Origin of the sequence: Shewanella sp. 10N.286.45.A1, from assembly GCF_041470405.1 — a bacterium.
Classification (GTDB): Bacteria; Pseudomonadota; Gammaproteobacteria; order Enterobacterales; family Shewanellaceae; genus Shewanella.
Window position 1 is genome coordinate 1 of the sequence record NZ_JBFRMK010000200.1, and the last position, 20,394, is coordinate 20,394.

At 43.3% G+C, this 20,394-nt stretch carries 20 protein-coding genes; 7 read left to right on the forward strand and 13 right to left on the reverse strand.

Translation table 11 applies throughout. From position 1 onward, the window contains the following. Positions 1-60 precede the first annotated feature (60 nt). Both AB4238_RS14730 and AB4238_RS14735 read right to left on the reverse strand, forming a co-directional pair. Positions 61-957, reverse strand: coding sequence for a LysR substrate-binding domain-containing protein (locus tag AB4238_RS14730; protein ID WP_372034101.1), 897 nt, complete (start codon positions 955-957; stop codon positions 61-63). 16 nt (positions 958-973) lie between these two features. Beyond that, positions 974-1,708 (reverse strand): class I SAM-dependent methyltransferase, encoded by a 735-nt coding sequence (locus tag AB4238_RS14735; protein ID WP_372034102.1) that lies wholly within the window; start codon positions 1,706-1,708, stop codon positions 974-976. A gap of 107 nt (positions 1,709-1,815) precedes the next feature. On the opposite strand from AB4238_RS14735, the gene gloB reads away from it, so the two are divergent. Together gloB and AB4238_RS14745 are read left to right on the forward strand one after the other, a co-directional pair. Next, a complete protein-coding gene (gene gloB / locus AB4238_RS14740; protein ID WP_372034104.1) occupies positions 1,816-2,592 on the forward strand; it encodes a hydroxyacylglutathione hydrolase in 777 nt (258 codons plus the stop codon). Between the two features lie 90 nt (positions 2,593-2,682). Then, on the forward strand, positions 2,683-4,245 hold the full coding sequence (locus tag AB4238_RS14745) for a LysM peptidoglycan-binding domain-containing protein (protein WP_372034105.1): 1,563 nt from the start codon (positions 2,683-2,685) through the stop codon (positions 4,243-4,245). A gap of 86 nt (positions 4,246-4,331) precedes the next feature. Here the strand turns inward: AB4238_RS14745 and AB4238_RS14750 are convergent, their stop codons facing one another. The 3 genes from AB4238_RS14750 to AB4238_RS14760 all read right to left on the reverse strand — a co-directional run bounded on the left by AB4238_RS14750 (position 4,332) and on the right by AB4238_RS14760 (position 6,298). After that, positions 4,332-4,772 carry a YcgN family cysteine cluster protein gene (locus AB4238_RS14750; protein WP_372034106.1) on the reverse strand — a complete coding sequence of 147 codons (441 nt, stop codon included), beginning with the start codon at positions 4,770-4,772 and terminating at the stop codon, positions 4,332-4,334. 211 nt (positions 4,773-4,983) lie between these two features. After that, the gene (locus tag AB4238_RS14755; protein WP_372034107.1) at positions 4,984-5,985 is read right to left on the reverse strand and encodes a lytic transglycosylase domain-containing protein; all 1,002 of its coding nucleotides are present in this window, start codon (positions 5,983-5,985) and stop codon (positions 4,984-4,986) included. Between the two features lie 31 nt (positions 5,986-6,016). Further along, on the reverse strand, positions 6,017-6,298 hold the full coding sequence (locus AB4238_RS14760; RefSeq protein ID WP_372034120.1) for a YcgL domain-containing protein: 282 nt from the start codon (positions 6,296-6,298) through the stop codon (positions 6,017-6,019). 159 nt (positions 6,299-6,457) lie between these two features. Between AB4238_RS14760 and minC the strand changes: the two genes are divergently transcribed. Genes minC through minE form a run of 3 tightly spaced genes read left to right on the forward strand, consistent with a single transcriptional unit; the run spans position 6,458 to position 8,221 of the window. Beyond that, a complete protein-coding gene (minC, locus tag AB4238_RS14765; protein WP_372034108.1) occupies positions 6,458-7,123 on the forward strand; it encodes a septum site-determining protein MinC in 666 nt (221 codons plus the stop codon). Positions 7,124-7,148: 25 nt separating this feature from the next. Then, a complete protein-coding gene (gene minD / locus AB4238_RS14770) occupies positions 7,149-7,958 on the forward strand; it encodes a septum site-determining protein MinD (RefSeq protein WP_372034109.1) in 810 nt (269 codons plus the stop codon). A 2-nt stretch (positions 7,959-7,960) separates the two neighbouring features. Beyond that, positions 7,961-8,221 (forward strand): cell division topological specificity factor MinE, encoded by a 261-nt coding sequence (gene minE / locus AB4238_RS14775; RefSeq protein WP_020912397.1) that lies wholly within the window; start codon positions 7,961-7,963, stop codon positions 8,219-8,221. Positions 8,222-8,313: 92 nt separating this feature from the next. Here minE and rnd read toward each other — a convergent pair whose 3' ends face one another. From rnd to AB4238_RS14815, 8 genes are all read right to left on the reverse strand, one after another. Then, complete coding sequence (rnd, locus tag AB4238_RS14780) at positions 8,314-9,423, reverse strand: ribonuclease D (protein WP_372034110.1); 1,110 nt, start codon at positions 9,421-9,423, stop codon at positions 8,314-8,316. Between the two features lie 121 nt (positions 9,424-9,544). Then, complete coding sequence (fadD, locus tag AB4238_RS14785) at positions 9,545-11,218, reverse strand: long-chain-fatty-acid--CoA ligase FadD (protein ID WP_372034111.1); 1,674 nt, start codon at positions 11,216-11,218, stop codon at positions 9,545-9,547. 179 nt (positions 11,219-11,397) lie between these two features. Next, positions 11,398-12,279 carry an alpha/beta hydrolase gene (locus AB4238_RS14790; protein ID WP_372034112.1) on the reverse strand — a complete coding sequence of 294 codons (882 nt, stop codon included), beginning with the start codon at positions 12,277-12,279 and terminating at the stop codon, positions 11,398-11,400. 8 nt (positions 12,280-12,287) lie between these two features. Then, positions 12,288-13,121: a class I SAM-dependent methyltransferase gene (locus AB4238_RS14795; RefSeq protein WP_372034113.1), complete on the reverse strand. Its 834-nt coding sequence runs from the start codon at positions 13,119-13,121 to the stop codon at positions 12,288-12,290. Between the two features lie 89 nt (positions 13,122-13,210). Beyond that, positions 13,211-13,939, reverse strand: a complete 729-nt coding sequence (locus AB4238_RS14800; RefSeq protein ID WP_372034114.1) for a M50 family metallopeptidase — start codon at positions 13,937-13,939, stop codon at positions 13,211-13,213. Then, positions 13,932-14,240, reverse strand: a complete 309-nt coding sequence (locus AB4238_RS14805; RefSeq protein ID WP_372034115.1) for a hypothetical protein — start codon at positions 14,238-14,240, stop codon at positions 13,932-13,934. The genes AB4238_RS14800 and AB4238_RS14805 overlap by 8 nt, the downstream gene beginning before the upstream one ends. A gap of 57 nt (positions 14,241-14,297) precedes the next feature. Then, positions 14,298-15,014 (reverse strand): tRNA (adenosine(37)-N6)-threonylcarbamoyltransferase complex dimerization subunit type 1 TsaB, encoded by a 717-nt coding sequence (gene tsaB, locus AB4238_RS14810; protein ID WP_372034116.1) that lies wholly within the window; start codon positions 15,012-15,014, stop codon positions 14,298-14,300. A gap of 255 nt (positions 15,015-15,269) precedes the next feature. Then, positions 15,270-16,766, reverse strand: a complete 1,497-nt coding sequence (locus tag AB4238_RS14815) for a dipeptidase (RefSeq protein ID WP_372034117.1) — start codon at positions 16,764-16,766, stop codon at positions 15,270-15,272. A gap of 215 nt (positions 16,767-16,981) precedes the next feature. On the opposite strand from AB4238_RS14815, the gene AB4238_RS14820 reads away from it, so the two are divergent. After that, positions 16,982-19,159, forward strand: a complete 2,178-nt coding sequence (locus AB4238_RS14820) for a M3 family metallopeptidase (RefSeq protein WP_372034118.1) — start codon at positions 16,982-16,984, stop codon at positions 19,157-19,159. A 465-nt stretch (positions 19,160-19,624) separates the two neighbouring features. Further along, positions 19,625-20,394 (forward strand): MBL fold metallo-hydrolase (locus AB4238_RS14825; protein WP_372034119.1); only part of this gene is annotated, 770 nt, incomplete at its 3' end.

A 20,394-nucleotide genomic window follows, 5' to 3' on the forward strand; every position in this document is an offset into this window, starting at 1 on the left:
AAGCCTTGTACTAAAATAATTGAATTCGAACAAAAACTAAGCTCGAAAGATCAACAGCCCCTAGCTATCGGTGTTTAAAAAATCTTGGCAAAAAGCAATAAACGCCGCGCCGATAGCAGTAAAATTACGACTCTTATGATGGATTCGATAAAACTTTCGTTCAAGCAATAACCCTTCGACATTGATAACTGCCAGTTCTTTACGACTGATCTCTTTCTCAAGCGTTAACTCTGACAATACGCCTAAACCAGCGCCCTGTTTAACGGCCTGCTTAATGGCGTCAGGGGTTGAGAAACGAAACTTTTCTTGCGGCTGCATATCAAGCATATTGGCGGCATTAACAAAGTAATCTCTCGTGCCAGAGCCCTCTTCTCTCATCACCCAAGGCTGATCTGCTAATTGATTTGGCGTTACCGTCTTACCCGCTAGCGGATGTGCTGGATGACAGAAAATAAGCAAACTGTCTTTATGCCACGCTTCAACAGCAATGCGACTATCGAGGCATTGCCCTTCAATAAAGCCCATTTCACTTCTAAATTCGAGCACAGCGTTGATGACCGCTTGGCTGTTATCAATATCAACATTAACCAGTGTATTGGTATGCTGCTGACAAAATGCCACTGCACTTTTTGCCAATAAATAGTTACCAATGGTCGAGCTGGCACTCACATTTAGATCCCCACCTAGCTCACTTCCTGCTGGCGAAAATGCATGTTCTATTTGATCAATTTTTTGCAATACGTCTGTCGCCAATGGTAACAACATACTGCCTTGGGAGTTCAATCGGAGTCGGTTGCCAATTCGCTCGAATAACCGAGCATCAAGCTGTTTCTCTAGTTCAGATAGCGCCATCGAGGCTGCTGGAGATGACAGGTTAACCATTTCAGCAGCTTTTGCCACTTGGCCACTGCGAGCGACGGCTTCAAATATGGCGAGTTGTTTTAAAGTGATACGCATTAATTGTATAAATCCATTATTTTGAAGATTGAGAAGTATGTCCAGTACGCCCTGCTGTTGGCGCCGTTGACCAATTTGGTTGTTTAACTTTGCGCTTGGATCTAACTGGAGTCAGTGGTGTTTCAAGCTTTCTGGCCACCAACACATAAACACTACCACTACTGGGTAACCACGATTTCAACGCGTGTGACCAAATGCTGTCTGTTTTAAGTTCTTTTAGCAGATGATGGTGTAACAAACGCTCGTCCGCTACCACTTGGTAACCCAAAAGGCCTAACCAATCTTTAACTCGCGACGGCATAAAGAAGCGACCATTCCAAGGGATCTCCTGCTGGTATTTGGGCAGCATTTTACCGATAAACATCGGACTTAACGGGTTAAAGCCAGCAATAATAAGGTGACCACCAGAAATCAACACCCGGTCGACTTCGCGCAACAAACGATAGGGATCGGTTTCAAACTCCAATAAAAAATTCATTACCACCACATCGACACTGGCATTTTGGATCGGCAACTGACTGTAGTCAGCTAATATGTCTGCTTCAGGCTCATCGAACAAAGAGTAGTGACAACTGACCCCAACGCCTGTTTTATCAATCTTGGCGCTCAATGGCCCAAGGCTTAGCATGTAATAACCGAATACTCTCGGCCACCACGAAAACATTGCTTCTTCAATACTTTCACGGATCACCTGACCATTTGGTAATTCTGACCAATGATAGGGTTTTAGCGGAACGCCTGAATGAGTCAATGCCACCTCCTAAGTTGCTGATGTTCTACTTTAATAACGAAAGCCATGTACAAACAATAGCTATTCTAAGTAAACTTGTTTTAGCGCTCAAATTATTAGGACTGATTATGTTAACTGTCACACCATTACCTGCCTTTGATGATAACTATATATGGGCTATTCAAACCTCAAATATTAGTGGTGCCTATGTTGTCGATCCCGGTGATGCCGATGTGGTGATTCAGTTCTTGAGCGATAAACAGATCCCGCTTCTTGGAGTGCTTATCACTCATCACCATCATGACCACACAGGTGGTATCGCCAAGCTCCTAAGCTATTATGGCAGTAATACCCCAGTTTATGGACCTTCACTGGAAAATATTGAAGGGGTTAATAACCCGCTACCAGCTTGTACAAGCTTAACACTACAAGGTATTGACCTTAAAGCAGAAGTGATTGAAGTGCCTGGACACACACTGGGCCATATTGCCTATGTAATAGAAGATGCACTTTTTTGCGGCGATACGCTTTTCAGCGCGGGTTGTGGCCGTTTGTTTGAAGGAACGCCACAGCAAATGCTGACATCGTTAACACGACTGACGCAGGTTGGAGATGATAAAAAAGTCTATTGTACCCATGAGTACACGTTGGCGAATCTTCGCTTTGCGAATCGAGTTGACCCTAGCAACCTACAACTTCAACAATACACTCACCATTCACAGCAACTAAGAGCGAGTAATACACCGACTTTGCCATCGACTATAGCCCAAGAAAAAGCGATAAACCCTTTTTTACGTTGCCATAGCACCGAAATTCAACAATCTTTAGTTGAGCAATTCCAACAACCTATAAAAAGTGACGTGAATTGCTTTGCACTTCTGCGTCAATGGAAAGACAACTTTTAAAAAATACTCTACAATGTCTCGCTAATCCAGTGCCGCTAAGCCAGATAGAGTCTGGTTTTTTTGGGCCTAAATAAAGGACACACATTTTAGATGCGCGTACCCATTTTATTTGTCGCAGGGGGGATTGCCCTGCTGACAGGTTGCCAAAACTTAAGCAACCAAACGACTCCTGAAGGACCAACTGTTACACCTGTCGTCGCAGAGAAAGTCACCCCAGAACCTGTTAAGCCCGAAGTCGCCGAAGTTGTCGAGGTGACCGATATTTGGGAGCGTATTCGTCTAGAGCTTAAGATGGATATTCCAGATGAAAAATTGGTTAGACAGTACCGCGATTGGTATATCAAGCACCCGCAACACCTAATACGTGTATCAGAGCGTGCTACGCCTTTTATGTACTTAATCGTTGAAGAGTTAGAGAAACGTAACTTGCCAATAGAGCTGGCATTATTACCGATTGTAGAAAGCGCATTTGACCCATTTGCCTATTCACACGGCGCAGCATCAGGTTTATGGCAATTTACCTCACCAATGGCACGTCACTTTGGCCTGCAGATGAACTGGTGGTATGACGGTCGCAGAGATGTACCAGCTGCAACCGTTGCTGCACTTGATATGCTTGAGTATTTGTACGACAAAACCGGCGATAACTGGTTATATGCGATTGCAGCTTACAATACCGGTGAAGGCCGTGTCATTAATGCTGCTAAGCGTAACAAGCGTAAAGGCATACCAACTGACTTTTGGCACTTAAACCTACCCCGTGAAACCGAGCGCTATGTACCACAACTTTTGGCGCTAGCAGATGTGATCAAAAATGCCGATAAATACGGCATTACATTAACGCCGATTAGCAATGAACCACAGATTGAAGTGGTAGAGATTGGCAGTCAAATTGATCTAGCTTTAGCCGCTGACATTGCCGGAATGACCACATCAGAACTGCATAAACTTAACCCAGGCTTTAACCGCTGGGCGACTGCACCTGATGGACCACATAATTTAGTGTTACCGGTTGAGAAAGCGTCAGCGTTCAAAATAGCGCTTAACGACACCAAAACCAATGAAAGACTTAATTGGGAACGTTATAAGATAAAATCTGGCGACAGCTTAGGGCTTATCGCTAAACGCTATCGTACAACCGTATCAGCGTTAAAGTCAGTCAATGATATTAATGGTAATACTATTGTTGCCGGTAAGTTCCTACTTATTCCCGTTGCCGCGAAAAATTTAGATGAGTACCTACTTTCAGCCGACCAACGTAAAAACCGTAAGCAGAATAAGACTCGCGGTCAACAAAAACTGAACTACACCGTTAAGTCTGGTGACTCGTTTTGGAAAATTGCGAAGCAGCACAAAGTCAAAACCTCTCAGCTTGCAAGCTGGAATAGTATGGCACCTAAAGATCCATTGCAGATCGGGCAAAAGTTAGTCATTTGGACTGGCAACAGTACCGCTAGTAATCAGGGATTAAAGGAAGTGATGCGTACCGTTAACTATAAGGTACGCAGCGGTGACTCTCTCGCCAGAATAGCCAGTAAATTCAACGTTAAGGTCAGTGATCTTGTTCGTTGGAACTCGCTAGAAAAAAGTAAATATATTCAGCCTGGGCAAACACTTAAACTTTATGTTGATATGACTAAAGTAAGAGCTTAATACCCTCTTTAGTACTTTATCGTTACTGAAGTAAAATAAAAAATGCCGACAAGTTAATCTTGTCGGCATTTTTTATTCGCTTGCTATCACTCAACGTCTTTCATTGGCCAGATAACGATGTGATCTTCGATGTCGCGAATTTTTGTTTCACAAGTGACCTTACCCGCTACTGACATTCCAGCTTCAATCATTGCCTCTTTAGAGCCCGTCTTAAGAGGATGCCAACTAGGTAGCCCTCGTCCTTCATTTAACCTTCTGTATGAACAGCTATCCGGTAACCAAGTTAGCATTGCTAAGTTATCCATGGTCACCTTAGTGCAAGTCGGCACTGAACTAAAGCGTTGCTCATAACTCTTGCAATGACCCTGCTTAGCATCTAATAACAAACAGGCTGCATTGGTGTAGTAAAGCTGTTCAGTTTCATCGTCAATCAACTTATTGAGACAACACTTACCACATCCATCACACAAGGACTCCCACTCAGTAGTGTTCATCTCTGCTAATGTTTTTTCATTCCAAAATGCCATGCTAAAACTTACAACTCGGTTCAATTCAAAAGAAGCGCTATTGTACACCAGCCAATGCTCCCGTTGCACCTATGTTCATTTGCAATGGTTGTGAGAATCACAGTTGGTAATGGCAGAAAAGAAGAGTGTGACAAAACAGTATTGCAGGCTAAACATAAAAATAGCGGCTAATTAGCCGCTACTGATGACACTTTACACTGCAACATTAAGTTTAGCCGATCGGCGGGTATTTAATTCTTTCTGATAGATAAGTAACTGAAATAGCGAAGTAGTTCGACTTATTCCAGCGCAGTAATCCGCGGTAGTTATCGTACACTAAATACTTACGACCTTGTTCGCCATCAGGCATCACCATAGAGATCATCATATCATCTCGATTTGGCAGGTCACTGCCGTCAAATCGCCTTACGCCTAGAGTTTGCCATTGTGCAAAGCTCTTTTTAACGCCTAAGTCGGCGAGCTTAGCGTCAAAATCATTGGGAGTTTTAACCTGCCGGCCCCAAGTTTCAGATTCTTTCCAACCCGCTTGCTGTAGGTAGTAAGCCGCTGATGCAAACGCATCGCTAGTATTATTCCAAATGTCTTTTTTACCATCGCCATCACCATCCTGAGCATAAGCGAGGAATGAAGTTGGCATAAACTGAGTTTGCCCCATCGCTCCAGCCCATGAACCTTTCATCTGTTCAAAGGTAAATTGCTGCTCTTCAGCTATTTTCAACGCTGCAAAAAACTCTTTCTTAAAGAAGGCTTCACGACGTCCTTCATAAGCTAATGAAGCCGTGACTGATAATACTGGGTAACTGCCCGTTAACTTGCCAAAATTGGACTCTACGCCCCATAAAGCAACAATAAAACGCGGCTGCACCCCGTATAACTTACCGATCCTCTCAAGTTCTACTTGATGAGTCTTATATAGGTTGCGCGCTTTCTCAACTTTCCAGTCAGGCACTACCCTTGGTAGGTAAGTTTCAAGAGTCAATTTTGTTTCAGGCTGTGCTTTGTCTGACGCAACAGCCTTTTTAAACATCTTTATTTTGGGAAAAACATCATTGATGGTCTGCTCTGTGACGCCTTGCTCTGCAGCTTCAAGTTTCAGTTGAGCGACGTATTCGCTAAAACTACCTTTGTTTGCACTCGTTGTTTCACTTGCTATCGCGTTAAAAGAGAGCACTAACCCACAGGTTAATGTCAAAGCTTGCTTACTCAGTAGCATAAATATTCCCTTACCCCAAAATTAAATACTGTTATTCGGGGTTAAAACCAATGTCTTTCTTATGTTGTTCTAACAAATTAACCACAGGTGGCGGTAACTGTAAATAAAATCCTTTATCATTCAGTTCAGCTTTAACTTTTTTGATGTCGGCAAAACCGAGGTGGTCACGCTTATCAATTGGCAACATCATCACCAATTGCGGCTCACCAAACATTGCCATCAATGCCTCAGGAACTCGTTCAAATTCATTACGTTTTTCAACAAAAAGATAGCTATCCGCTTTTCTTAAACTTTTATACACAGCACAGATCATATACGACTCAATTTCCAGACTATTCAACTTGCCAGCTTATGCGGCACACTATAACATGGACTGTTAGGAATATACCCGTTCTGCCCGAAAATGCTGGGTTTGGCGGTAATTTAATGGATATCAGCGTTACGCTGAATTTTTCTAGAGAGTCATACAGGAATGCAAACACCCAGCCTCGAATTAAAAGGCTCCTCTTTTACGCTTTCTGTGCTGCATATTAATAGCCAAGATATGGCGGTTATAGCAACGGAATTAGACAGTAAACTTGCGATTGCACCTCAGTTTTTTCTTGGTGCGCCTTTAGTGGTTAATTTAAGTGCGATTAAAGCCAGTGACTTCGACCTTTTAGGTTTAAAAGAGATTTTAACCAGTCGCCAACTTATTGTTGTTGGTATCACCAGCGCATTGCCTGTTATTAATGAAATGGCTAAATCAATTGGATTAGCCATTGTTAAATCGGGAAAAGCGGCGACTAACCAACCTCAAATGCCAAAGACCACTAAAATCGTCAAACAGAACGTCCGTTCTGGTCAGCAAATTTATGCGAAAAACGGCGATCTTATCGTCATAGGCGCAGTCGGTAATGGCGCCGAAGTTATCGCTGATGGCAGTATCCATGTCTATGGTGCATTGCGCGGCAAAGCTATGGCTGGCGCAGCCGGTGATAGAAACGCTGTGATAGTGGCACAAAAAATTGAAGCAGAACTGGTATCGATTGCTGGTCAATACTGGTTAACTGAACATCTTCAGCAAAACGAAGCCGCACAGAGTGGTTGTATTCGCCTAGAGGGCGACTCGCTTACGGTTGAATCATTGCCTCTGTAAGAGCGCAAATAAAAAGGAATAATAAATGGCGCAAATTATTGTTGTCACGTCTGGAAAAGGCGGTGTGGGGAAAACAACCTCAAGTGCAGCTATTGCAACTGGCCTAGCATTAAAAGGCCATAAAACCGTAGTGATTGATTTCGATATCGGCCTACGTAATCTCGATTTAATTATGGGTTGTGAGCGACGAGTCGTTTATGATTTTGTCAATGTCATTAATGGTGAAGCAAATCTAAACCAAGCACTGATTAAAGACAAACGATGCCCTAAGTTGTTTGTTCTACCAGCCTCCCAAACTCGCGATAAAGATGCCTTAACCAAAAAAGGGGTTGGAACAGTACTGGATAACTTGGCAAAGGATTTCGAGTACATTATTTGTGATTCACCAGCGGGGATTGAAACAGGCGCAATGATGGCGCTCTACTTTGCTGATGTGGCCATTGTGACAACTAACCCAGAAGTGAGCTCTGTCCGAGATTCAGACCGTATTTTAGGTATGCTACAAAGCAAATCTAAGCGCGCTGAAGAAGGCCTTGAGCCAGTTAAAGAATTTCTATTACTGACTCGTTACTCGCCTGCACGCGTAACAACGGGTGAAATGCTTAGCGTAGAAGATGTAGAAGAGATCCTTGCGATACCGCTTTTGGGCGTTATTCCTGAGTCACAAGCAGTACTTAAAGCGTCAAACTCTGGCGTACCTGTTATTATTGATAATGAGAGCGACGCAGGGATGGCTTATAGCGATGCTGTCGAGCGCTTACTAGGTGCAGAACTGCCTTTCCGGTTCCTTACGGAAGAGAAGAAAGGTTTCTTAAAACGAATTTTTGGTAGCTAATTATGTCATTACTTGATTATTTTAAAACGAAGAAGAAACCGAGTACTGCTGCAACAGCCAAAGAACGTTTGCAGATCATTGTTGCTCATCAACGTGGCGAAAGAGATGCCCCCGATTATTTTCCGCAGATGAAGCAGGAGATCATTGAGGTCATTCGTAAATATGTAAAAGTGGGCGCAGACCAAGTGTCTGTGCAACTTGATCAGAATGACGACAACCTATCAGTACTTGAGCTTAATGTGACTTTGCCTGAGCAGAGCTAACTTTAAGTTACTGGTTAAGTTACTATTCAAGTAAAAACACCCGCTTTTCGCGGGTGTTTTTTATTCAATCGACCACTAATAACCCTTAACCGTTATAGCTTAAGGTCATTAAGCGCATCACTGACAATAGCTTCACGCCAACCACTGAGTATTAACGGTTTCTCTGTTGTTTTACCATCCCATACCCATTGTAAGTATTCATGGATCAACTTCTTTGAACCAAGTAGCTCTATCGGTACGTTCTGCACTTCTGCTTGCTCGACAATACACTGCTTAATGCTTTTGAAAGCCGCTTTGTAGCCTGTTTTTAATGCAAGTACATCCAATGGTTTGGGTAGTTCTTCAAAACTAACATTGGCGATAATTTTAACCAGTTCTTTACCATGAATGCGTTTCTCTTGCTCGGTAAGTTCGGTCAATTTATACAGATCGTTACTGTTCTTAGGCATCTTTTTAGCCAGTGCAATCAAAGCGTGATCTTTGACGACAAACCCAAGCGCTAAATCTTTAATCAGTGCACGTTTAAGGCGCCAATCCGCTAACGCTTTTAGCACTGCTAACTGTCGTGGCAACAGCTGGAATGCATTTTTGACTTTAAGGTATGCAACTTCAGGATCGGGGGCATCTAGACGACCTTGGGTCATACGCTCACCATCTTCATAGACCCAATCTAACCTTCCCTGCGATTCTAGTTTCTCAACCAGTTGTGGATATAGCTCGTACAGATAGTAAACATCGTTTGCGGCATAATTTAACTGTGCTTCGCTCAATGGTCGTTTCAACCAATCGGTACGAGACTCGCCCTTATCAAGCGTTATATCCAGTGTTTGCTCAACTAACTTTGCATAACCTAGCCCGTAACCCATACCACAAAGGCCAGCAGCAATTTGGCTATCAAACAGTTTATTGGGTTGGCAAGCTCCATTCTTTGCAAAAACTTCTAAATCTTCGCTGCAAGAGTGGAGTAGCTTAATGATATTGTCATCGGTCAATAAAGCCCAAAACAGGTCGAGATTGCTCACTGCTAGCGGATCGATCAGGGCGAGGGTTTTGCCGTCGTAAGCTTGAATAAGCCCTAGGCGAGCGTAATAAGTACGAGTTCTGACAAATTCAGTGTCAATCACCAGTAATTTGGCTTCACGGTATTGCGCTACTAGCGCCGCTAAACTGGTATCATCGTCAATATATTGAAACGCTAACAAAGTCTTCTCCAAAATCCTGAAATAAGCTTAACTCGACCAAATAATGCAAAAGCCGGCTTACGCCGGCTTTAGTCTATAAAAAGTGGCAACTACCACTCTTTTATGAAAGAACTAATCGCAGTTAATCGCTCTTAGCTTCATCTCTCAATTCACGACGTAGAATTTTACCTACGTTCGTTTTAGGCAGTTCGTCTCTAAATTCTACCAGCTTAGGGATTTTATATCCCGTCAAATGTTCACGGCAGTGCTTGATAATATCCTCTTTGGTTAAAGATTTATCATTTGCGACCACAAATACTTTTACAAGCTCACCCGAAACCTCATGAGGTACGCCAACGGCCGCCACTTCAATGACTTTTGGATGCAAAGCGACAACCTCTTCGACTTCGTTCGGGAATACATTAAAACCAGAAACTAAAATCATGTCCTTTTTACGGTCGACAATAAAGAAGAAACCTTTCTCATCCATATAACCGATGTCACCCGTCGCGAGGTAGCCAGTTTCATCGATAACATTTGCCGTCTCTTCTGGTCGATTCCAGTAACCGACCATGACCTGTGGTCCTTTAGCAAACAACTCACCGGTCTCTCCTTGAGCAAGAACCTTACCCTCTTCATCTCTGACTTGAATATCAGTGTTAGAAACGGGGAAACCAATAGAGCCATTGTAACCCTCTAAGTTATAAGGGCAGCAAGTGACCAATGGTGATGCTTCAGTAAGACCATAACCTTCTAACAGACGGGTTTTAGTGATCCCTTGCCATTTATCGGCTACTGCACGTTGCACTGCCATACCGCCACCAATAGACAATTTAAGATCGGTGAAATCTAGCTTAGTAAACTCTTCAGAGTTAACCAGTGCATTAAACAGAGTGTTGACCCCCGTTAGTGCTGTGAAAGGGTGTTTATCTAGCTCGCTTATAAAAGCAGGTAGATCCCTTGGGTTAGTAATTAACAGGTTATTCGCACCTTTGTGTATGAACAACAAGCAGTTAACTGTTAACGCGAAAATATGATAAAGCGGCAGTGCAGTGACAACGAACTCTTTACCGTTAACCAGTAACGAACCGTATGCCGCGTCAGCTTGCAGTAAGTTACTGACCACGTTGCCGTGACTCAGCATGGCACCTTTCGACACGCCTGTTGTACCACCGGTGTACTGCAAGAAAGCTAAATCATCTTTTTTAACGACAGGTTTAACATATTGCATACGTCGCCCTTTCGATAACGCTTTTCGCATCGAAATAGCTTGCGGAAGATGGTATTTAGGCACCATCTTCTTAATATACTTTACGACAAAATTAACCACGGTACGTTTAGGCGCGCTCAACAGATCGCCTAAGCCGGTTAAAATAACGCTTTCAACAGGGGTCTCTGCAACGACTTTATCTAATGTGTGAGCAAAATTAGACACTACCACAATCGCTTTGGCACCAGAGTCGGTCAATTGGTGCTTAAGCTCTCTAGGTGTGTATAGCGGATTAACGTTAACCACAACCATGCCTGCGCGTAATATGCCAAACAGAGCAATTGGATATTGCAATAAATTTGGCATCATAATGGCAACACGATCACCTTTATTCAGCTTCAACTCATTTTGCAAGTATGCAGCAAATGCGCGGCTTCGCTCTTCTAATTTACGATAAGTTAACGTTGCCCCCATATTCACAAATGCAGGCTGATCAGCATATTTAGAAACCGATGTTTCAAATAGATCCACTAACGAAGCATATTGCTCTACATTTATTTCAGAAGGCACATCGTCTGGCAGGTTATTAATCCAAAGTTGATCCACAAAAATCTCCTAATATTTCCACCTAAGGGAAACAATACCTCAACGGTCGTTTGCAGCTTGCCAATAAACAAGCTAAACACTGTCAAATCTTTATATTTATAAGAAACGCTAATAAATCATACAAGCGTTTAAATTTTGATTATCATCACATATATGTAACGAAAAACCTAGCCCCTTTTTCAGCCTTTGGCTTTAAGGAATCTATCAATGGCAAATGAAACCGCTTTCGCACTGCCCATGTGAAGATGATGATCTCCCTCAATTTCCTCGACTTCAAGCTGATTGAACCAACGTTTCGCAGTTGGAATGGCACTGCTTAGTTGAGAGAATCCTTGGTTACCCAGAATCAACAATGTATCGACTTCATGTGCCTGCATTAACGCATCAACTTGGGAATAAGCGAGTCTCAATGGGGAATCTAATTTTAAGCGGGGATCACTGCGCCAGCTTACTCCAGAATCAAGCTTTTTCATATTGCGTTGAGTTAGAATTTCGCACCATGCCACATCTAACGCAGTAAGTTTATGACGAGCATTGACAGCGACGGAAATGTCCCGATAAACATTGCTGTTTTTAGCCTCAACTTGCAGATAACGTCGGTGGGATTTAAAGCTATTGTTTAGACGCTGCCTTACTTTACTCTCTTTTTCATAGAGGGGCGACAATGCTTCGACTAACACTAAGCTTGCTACTTTTTCTGGGAATGCAGCCGTGTAAGCAGATGCAATGATGCCACCTAAGGAGTGTCCTAATATGGCTGTAGGTTGTTGATGCGCAGGCAGCGCTGTTAACAGCGCATCTAAATCATAGAGGTAATCAATCCAATGCAGCGGATATTTACCAGGGCGATGCTCAGATAGGCCATGACCGGGCCAATCGATAGCCATGATTTGATAGTCAGTTAAACACTGACTTAAAGGAAGAAAACTATTGGCGTTGTCTAACCAACCATGCAACGCCAATATTAATGGTTTGTCCTGCGAACCCCACAACTTTGCAGCTAATTTGATATGGGGTAATTGAATCGTTATCTCTTTCGCTTGCTCACAGGACTTGTCCATATCGCCTATTATTTTTTGATGAATTTCAGCGTCATTCTATCGCTTTCACCAATTGCGAGATACTTTTCTTTGTCTTGATCATCAAGCGCTAAACGTGGTGGCAAGGTCCAAACACCCTTAGGGTAATCTTTAGTATCTTTGGCATTAGCATTAATCTCTGAGCTTTCAACAAAGGTAAAGCCAACTTTTTCCGCTAACTTTATCATCTGTGCTTGATCCATATAACCTGTCTTAGCGTCCATACCCGGATTAGCACGATGCTCAACGATACCAAATGTACCACCAGATTTAAGCACTTTATAAGCTGAATCAAATACAGGCTCTAAATACCCTTTCATTGCCCAGTTATGTAGGTTTCTGAAGGTCAAGACGACGTCAGCACTGTTATCCTTGCCCATAGCGTAAAAGCTAGGCGGGTCAAAAGTGACCGTAGAGGCGTTACCCAGTTTAGCTTGATTGTCTACGATCCACTTTTCAAACTTTTTGCCCGCCTTGGCTCGGTAGCCATTGCGCTGCTTTTCATCTTCGGGATTGGCATTAAAATTTCCACCAATATAATGGCCTTTCTCTGCAAGATAAGGCGCCAGTATTTCTGCATACCAGCCTCCACCAGGCCATAACTCAATAACCGTATCTGAAGGCTCTACGCCAAAAAACTCAATGGTCTCTTTGGGGTGGCGGTAGGTATCACGGGCTGAATTTTTGCTTTGGCGAAAGTCACTCGTTACAGCGGCATCTAGCGCGGCATTGCCGTGAACATGTGCATTTGCTGTAGCACTTAGTGTTGATAAGCCAAATGCGCTTGTAAGAATAATGCTGGCTGCGAGGGTATTCATTTTCATTCGATATCTCCATATAAAGGCTGGCATCAACCTAACAGTCAATAGGTTAAAATCCAAGCCTAAGAAACAGAGATTTACACTTTGTTATATTATTTAAGCTGGCGTTTTTCTGCTTGGCGGTCCACTCGACGCCAACATAGAAATAGCATAAACGCACTCGTAGCAAGCCAAACGAGTACCCAGGCCCAAGCGGGGATCCAACTCTGCTGGGCAAGCATATTGGCATCACCCTGCCCTTCAAGGCCAAATAATACGGTAGGACTCGCCAATGCATTTAAAATAACCATTAAGCCCATAATGCGTAAACTGGTAGCTAAGTATCGATTAAGATTGAGTTTTAACGGCATTAAAAATAGCAGTGCGAGCGACACTAGAATCGAAATCGTCAGTAGATCTCTCGCCCATAGTAAAGTCGTTAAGATAACGCCCGCGCCTAACAGGCCGAAGCTAAAACGGATCCCCTTAGGCCAGGTGGCAAATGTAAAAATCAGATAGCCCCATAACGCTGCACCAAAATAACCCGCAAAGCCAATGGCTAACGACCAGCCACCTTGGCTAAAGCAAAGCCCTGCACCATTAGGAAACAGCTGAATATGACTAACGGCTCCACCGGTGAAAAGTGTCGCTAAACCATGTGATAACTCATGAAAGTAGCTCTCGAGCCATTTAAACGGCACACTCACAAACGGTAGTTTTGTGACTAGAAAAGCCACTAATAATTCGAGAAAGAATCGGCCTCTACTAGGGGTACCAGATGAAGTTGGTGCTTTAGATTGATTAGCACCGCTAGCGAGTGTGTGCTCAAAATTACTAGGCATAGGTATCGATGCCTACCATCTGTTGGATCTCTTCGCGTTTGGCGGCATGCTGATTAGTAAGATACTCAGCGACAGCCCCCCGATGGCCACGGGTATCATTCTCATATTCTATATGAGCACCCAGTCGAGATTTTAGCGCAGCTTCATCTTCGTTATACTCGTTAAATTGGTAGGACTGCTGTGCTTGGATAGGCCGCACTGGATCGGCAGCATCAACCAACACAGCACTAGGCTGATTAGTTCCTATCGACTTATTGACTTCAACTTTAGAAGCGGTAAGTTGACTTGAATTAATTTGCATCCAATCGTCCTTAACTTATTAAATCACTGCCTCATGAGTCATCAGCATGAATTCAGATCATTCTTTTCCTGGTAACTTTTTCCAGGTTACGGTATCACGCAAATAGACAGGCTTGAGCTCATCAACACTGGTGCTCAAGCCGTTTAGATATCCTTGTTGCGCTAATATCGCCATATATTTAGCATCTGGGAATTTAGCAAGCTCACATACCGTAAGGCCACCAGCCATTTCCAGTATTTGTGGATAGGCATCAAAACCAGTACCGCAGGCAGTAATCGTTTGCGTTTCATCCAAGCTTAACACTATCGATTCTGGTGCACTAACAACCTCTTCGTTCACTAAAGTGGCAATGCCATCAACAGCAACAAATTGCCCCCAATAAACTTCACCCATACGTGCATCAATAGCAGCTAAAACCTGTTCGGCTCCGGCTTCAATGGCAGCTTGTGCCATGGTAGCAAGGGTTGAGATCCCAATGACAGGCAGTGATTGTCCCAACGCTAAACCTTGGGTGATACTGGTACAGATCCTGATCCCGGTAAAACTGCCAGGGCCTCGACCATAGGCGATTAAGTCAACATCACTCAACTTGATATCAGCTTGAGATAACACTGACTTAACCATCGGCAATAACCTTTGGCTGTGCTCACGTGGTGCATCTGCTTGCTCGCTATACACTTGACGATTATGGGTTAACGCAGCAGAGCAAGACTCCGTACATGTATCTAGAGCAAGTATGCTCAGCGAAGTTGCTTCTATGGTCTGTTCTGTCATCTATTACTTACCAAACTCAAATTCAGGCTCAACACGAAAGCGCTCTCGTAAGCACTTACGTATATAGCTATTACTAGCTGTTGATATAATCAGTGTTGAATATATCATATACAGCTCAGTTAACGATAAAGAGCGGGGATTATACCTAACTCCCCTGCAGGCTTTAAGTAGAACTGTAAAATAGTTTTACTACCGCTAGCAGTAATCTATCTTTAATCACTAACCTAAGCCCTCTTTTGCTTACTAGCGTGCCTATTACTTAGCTAACTCAACAAAAGCCGCACTGTACATTTTCAGGTTAAGCATAAACTGCTCATAGGTAATAAATTCATTTTCAGTGTGACCTGTATACTCAACGCCTGGCATAGCAGGACCAAAGCTCAATGCGTTAGGGAACAATTTACTGTTGGTTGAACCGCCAATAGCAACCGGTTGCGGATCTTTCACCCCGGTAAAATGAGAATAGACATCGAGCAGTGTATTAAGATGTGGCGCATCTTGCATCACCATAGGCTTTCCCCAATAGGTTTCTACCTTTGCTAACTTAACTTGATGTTTTTGCTGCCAACGCTCCAGTGCTTCATGAGTCTGGCGGTCGAGTCGCTCTGGCGTCTTGCCTATCGGCCGACGCAGATTAATCATTACTTGTGTGCCCTGCTTACCTGTTTTCACGATGGTAGGCGCTAAACTCATCGGCCCCATAAAATCATCTTTATATGCAATATCACCAAACTGCTCTGCATAAATTCCCATGCCAACCATTTCATGGATAAATTGCTGTGTAAGTGATGCAGTGTTTTTAGGCCACTGATGGATAGCGAGCAGCTGCGCCAGATGAGTAACTGCATTGACACCATCTTCAGGTGTTGAAGAATGGGCGGCTTTACCATCGGCAAAAATAACGACTGTCGAACCGTTTTGCTCAAAACGATATGTCATTGCTGATTGAGCTTTAGCTGCAACCTTTAACTGCTGAATTAAGCCCTCGGCTGCAAAACTAATCTCTGCCTGAGCTTGTTGAGGTACTTGGCTACCAAAGTAGCCACCAGAGAAGCGCTCAAGAGTGGCAGTCCCCTTATTTGCAGCTTCCACATCAACACTTGGGATCACAAATTCGATTTTGCTCCAGCCCTTCTCGGCGGTCACAACGGGGTATTCAGCATCGATAGTGATGTTGATGTTAGCGGGAGTGAATGTCTTCAAAAACTCTTTAAGCGGCTCCCAGTCGGACTCCTCCGCCATGTAAACCATCAACTCTATTCGTTTATTAAGTTTTATCTGCTTGTCTTTAATAGACTTCATCGCATACATCGCAGTCACGATTGGTCCTTTATCATCTTCGGTGCCGCGGCCAATAAGTTTTCCGGGTTCGGATGCCATATCCAATAAATATGGGCTTTGTTGCCACAATGCTGGGTTAGCAGGTTGCACATCACCATGAGTGATCACTCCAAGTTTGTCATCTTGTTGGCCAAGTCCTATCAAAATCACATAGCCGTGATCAACGTAATCTAAACCTAGTTGCTCACTTAAGCTTTTCAGTTCACGTTTAAATCCAACAAACTCTGGATTAGTATCCGGTGTCAGTCCATTAACCGCTACCGTATTGAACTGTACTAAGGTTGCGAGGCTAGCAACCATATCGTCGCCATATTGGGCAACAGCGTAATTAGCAATTTTGTCTGATTGAGATTCAATCGCAATACAAGGAAGAGAAAGTAGAGTGATAAACAGTAAAGTTAAACGTTTCATGGATGTCCATTTTATTATTATCGGTTGAAAACCAACTCAGTTTGCCACAACTTTTATAGGTAAAGTTATAAAAAATAGCCACTCAAAACATTTGTTACAAACAATACGCATTTTTAATAGATTTAATACCTATAACCGTGATATTTAATGATGTTAACGTCAATGCAAAGATATTGGCGATAATTAAAACAAGCAAAAATTCGGGGATTTAAAATATGAAGGGATTAACCCTCAAACCATTGGTTGCAGCTATTGCAATCACACTTTCTCTTGGCGCATGTAGCAGCGCAACTAACTCTACTGATAACCAAACGGCGCCAAATGTTGTTGCTCAGCAAATCATTGAAAACAATGCGAGTAACCCATTCTTTAAGCCTTATGACACCTATTTCGGGATCCCTGATTTTTCAAAAATTAAACCTGAACACTACCTGCCCGCTTTTAAAGCAGGTATCGCACAGCATAAAGCTGAGATTCAGGCGATAATTGATAACCCTGACGCGCCGACCTTTGCAAACACCATCGAAGCGATGGAGTTTTCAGGTGAGCTAACCAGTAAAGTTGCCAGCGTTTTCTATAACTTAACAGGTGCAGACACCAACGAGCAGCTTCAAGCTATCTCGAAAGAAGTGTCACCTATGCTTTCTGCCGCTGGTGATGACGTATTGCTAAACGACGCACTGTTTCAAAAAGTTAAAGCCGTCTACGACCAACGTGATTCACTTAACTTAAATGTTGCTCAAGCAAAATTATTACAAGATACCTATAAATCTTTCACTCGTGGCGGCGCTAACTTAAGCGATGCCGACAAAACCAAACTGCGCGCACTCAACGAGCAAATCGGTAAACTAAGCTTAGAGTTTGGTGACAACCTGCTGGCTGAAACCAATGCATTCGAACTTATTATCGACACTAAAGCCGATTTAGCAGGTTTACCAGAAGATGTGATAAGCGTTGCAGCGCAAACGGCGACAAAACGTGGCCATGAAGGTAAATGGGTGTTTACTACTTCACGTCCTTCAATCACACCATTTTTAACTTATGCCGATAACCGCGAACTGCGCGAGAAAATCTATAATGGTTATGTAGAGCGCGGTAACAACAATAACGCACACGATAATAAAAAGATCCTTGCAAAAATGGCGGCATTGCGTGCAGAACGTGCACAGCTAATGGGTTACAAAACTCACGCTCATTTTGTACTTGAAGAGCGCACAGCACAAACGCCTGAAAACGTGTACGGCTTGCTGAACAAAGTATGGCCTGCTGCGTTAGCACAAGCTGAAGCTGAAGTTGCCGACATGCAAGCGTTAATTGATTCTGAAGGCGGTAATTTTAAGCTTGCAGGCTGGGATTGGTGGTACTACTCGGACAAGATCCGTGTCGCTAAGTACAGCTTTAATGAGCAACAAACACGCCCTTACTTCTCACTAGAAAATACCCTTAAGGGCGTATTCTATACCGCCAATCGCTTATTCGGCATTACAGTGAAAGAGCGTACCGATCTACCCAAGTACAATGATGAAGTGCGTACATGGGAAGTCTACGACAAAGATGGCGAGTTAATGGCGATCTTTATGGGTGACTATTACGTACGCGACAGCAAACGCGGTGGTGCTTGGATGAACTCATATCGTCAGCAGTACAACATGAACGGCGTTGAGTCTAAGCCAATCATTGTGAACGTTCTTAACTACCCTCGCCCAGTGGGCAACGAGCCAGCACTATTAACATTCGATGAAGCTAGCACCCTATTCCATGAATTTGGTCATGCGCTACATGGTATGTTGTCTGATGTTGAGTACCGCTCTCAAGCAGGTACGTCAGTCCCACGCGACTACGTTGAGTTCCCATCACAAGTGATGGAAAACTGGATGACACAACCGGAAGTATTGGCTCAGTTTGCTAAGCATTACAAAACAGGCGAAGTGATCCCACAAGAGCTTGTAAAGAAAATCCAAGCTGCAAGCAAGTTTAACCAAGGTTTTGCAACTGTAGAGTACATGGCTGCAACTAAGCTTGACCTGGATTGGCATACAGTGACTGACTTCATGCCAAAAGATGCTGCTAAATTTGAAGCAGAATCGCTTAACAAAATGGGATTGATCAGTGAGATTGCGCCACGTTACCGCAGTACTTACTTCTCGCACATCTTCTCTGGTGGATACTCGGCTGGTTACTACAGCTACCTTTGGTCAGATATCTTAGGTGCTGATGCATTTGAAGCGTTTAAAGAGAATGGTATTTTTGACAAAGCGACTGCTGATGCCTTTAGAGATAACGTCCTGTCGCAAGGCGGTAGCGAAGATCCTATGAAACTGTATAAGCAGTTCCGTGGTAAAGAAGCTGGCATTGATCCATTGCTTCGCAGCCGTGGTTTACTCGCTAAATAAAAAGTGAAGTTCAAGTTAATTGGTACACCTGCTGATTAGCGCAAACTGCACAAGCCCTCAAACCGAATACTCGCAATAGTATTCGGTTTTTTTATAGTGATACCAATCAATATAAGAATTTGACCAACTCAGAGCTGTTTTTGGCAAACTAATTCAAGGCGAATAACTGAAAGAATGGTTGTTCCTTGTAAAGTTGTTCAACACCGAAATAGGCAGCACAAAACGCTCCAGAATGGCGAGTTTTATCGATTATGATGCTGTGTTAACCAGCTTAATCGTAGCACAACTATGCTTTTCACTCGTTGCAAACCACATGGCCTAGCATATTCCTGACATGCTATAAGGCATCCCCTCCATCCCTGCAGATCAGATGTGTTGAATGTCATTAATGCAATCTGCACAACAACTCTGTAACATCAGTCTTATTTGCTTAAATAAGTAAATTCAATCAATAAGGTCGATACTATGAACATATCATTTAAACGCGCAACCAAAATGCTAAGTTACAGCGCCCTACTTGCGGCAGCACTTATCACCAATAGTGTGATCGCCAATGATAGATTTAAAGATGTAGAGATTAAACCAATCAAGCTAAGCGACAGCGTTTACATGTTTGTTGGTGCAGGCGGTAATATTGGCGTATCGGTTGGGAATGATGGTCTGCTGATGATTGATGACCAATTTGCTCCACTTGCCGATAAAATATCAGCGGCGTTAAGTGAGATCCAAGCAGGTAGTCCAAAGTTCATCATCAACACGCATTATCATGGCGATCATACCGGCGGCAATACTCACTTTGGCAGCACTGGTACCATCATGGCCCACCATAATGTGCTTAAACGCCTTGCATCAGACGAACAAACTACGCCTGAAGCACTGCCAGTAATTACCTATGATCATGGTATAACCGTGCACTTTAATGATGATGCTTTAAAAGTGCGCCATATGGGACCCGGTCACACAGACGGCGATAGTGTTGTTATATGGAGTAAAGCCAACATAGTGCATATGGGTGACCTGTTCTTTAAAGACAAATTTCCTTATATCGATCTAAAAGCCGGCGGTGACGTGGAAGGTTATCGAGATAATGTCGCTAAAGCGTTACGTGATATGACAGATAAGACAATCGTTATTCCTGGTCACGGTGATTTAGCCAATAAGAGTGATTTAGCGCGCTTTAAGCACATGTTAGATGCGTCAATTAACTGGATGAGAGATCAAAAGCAATCTGGTAT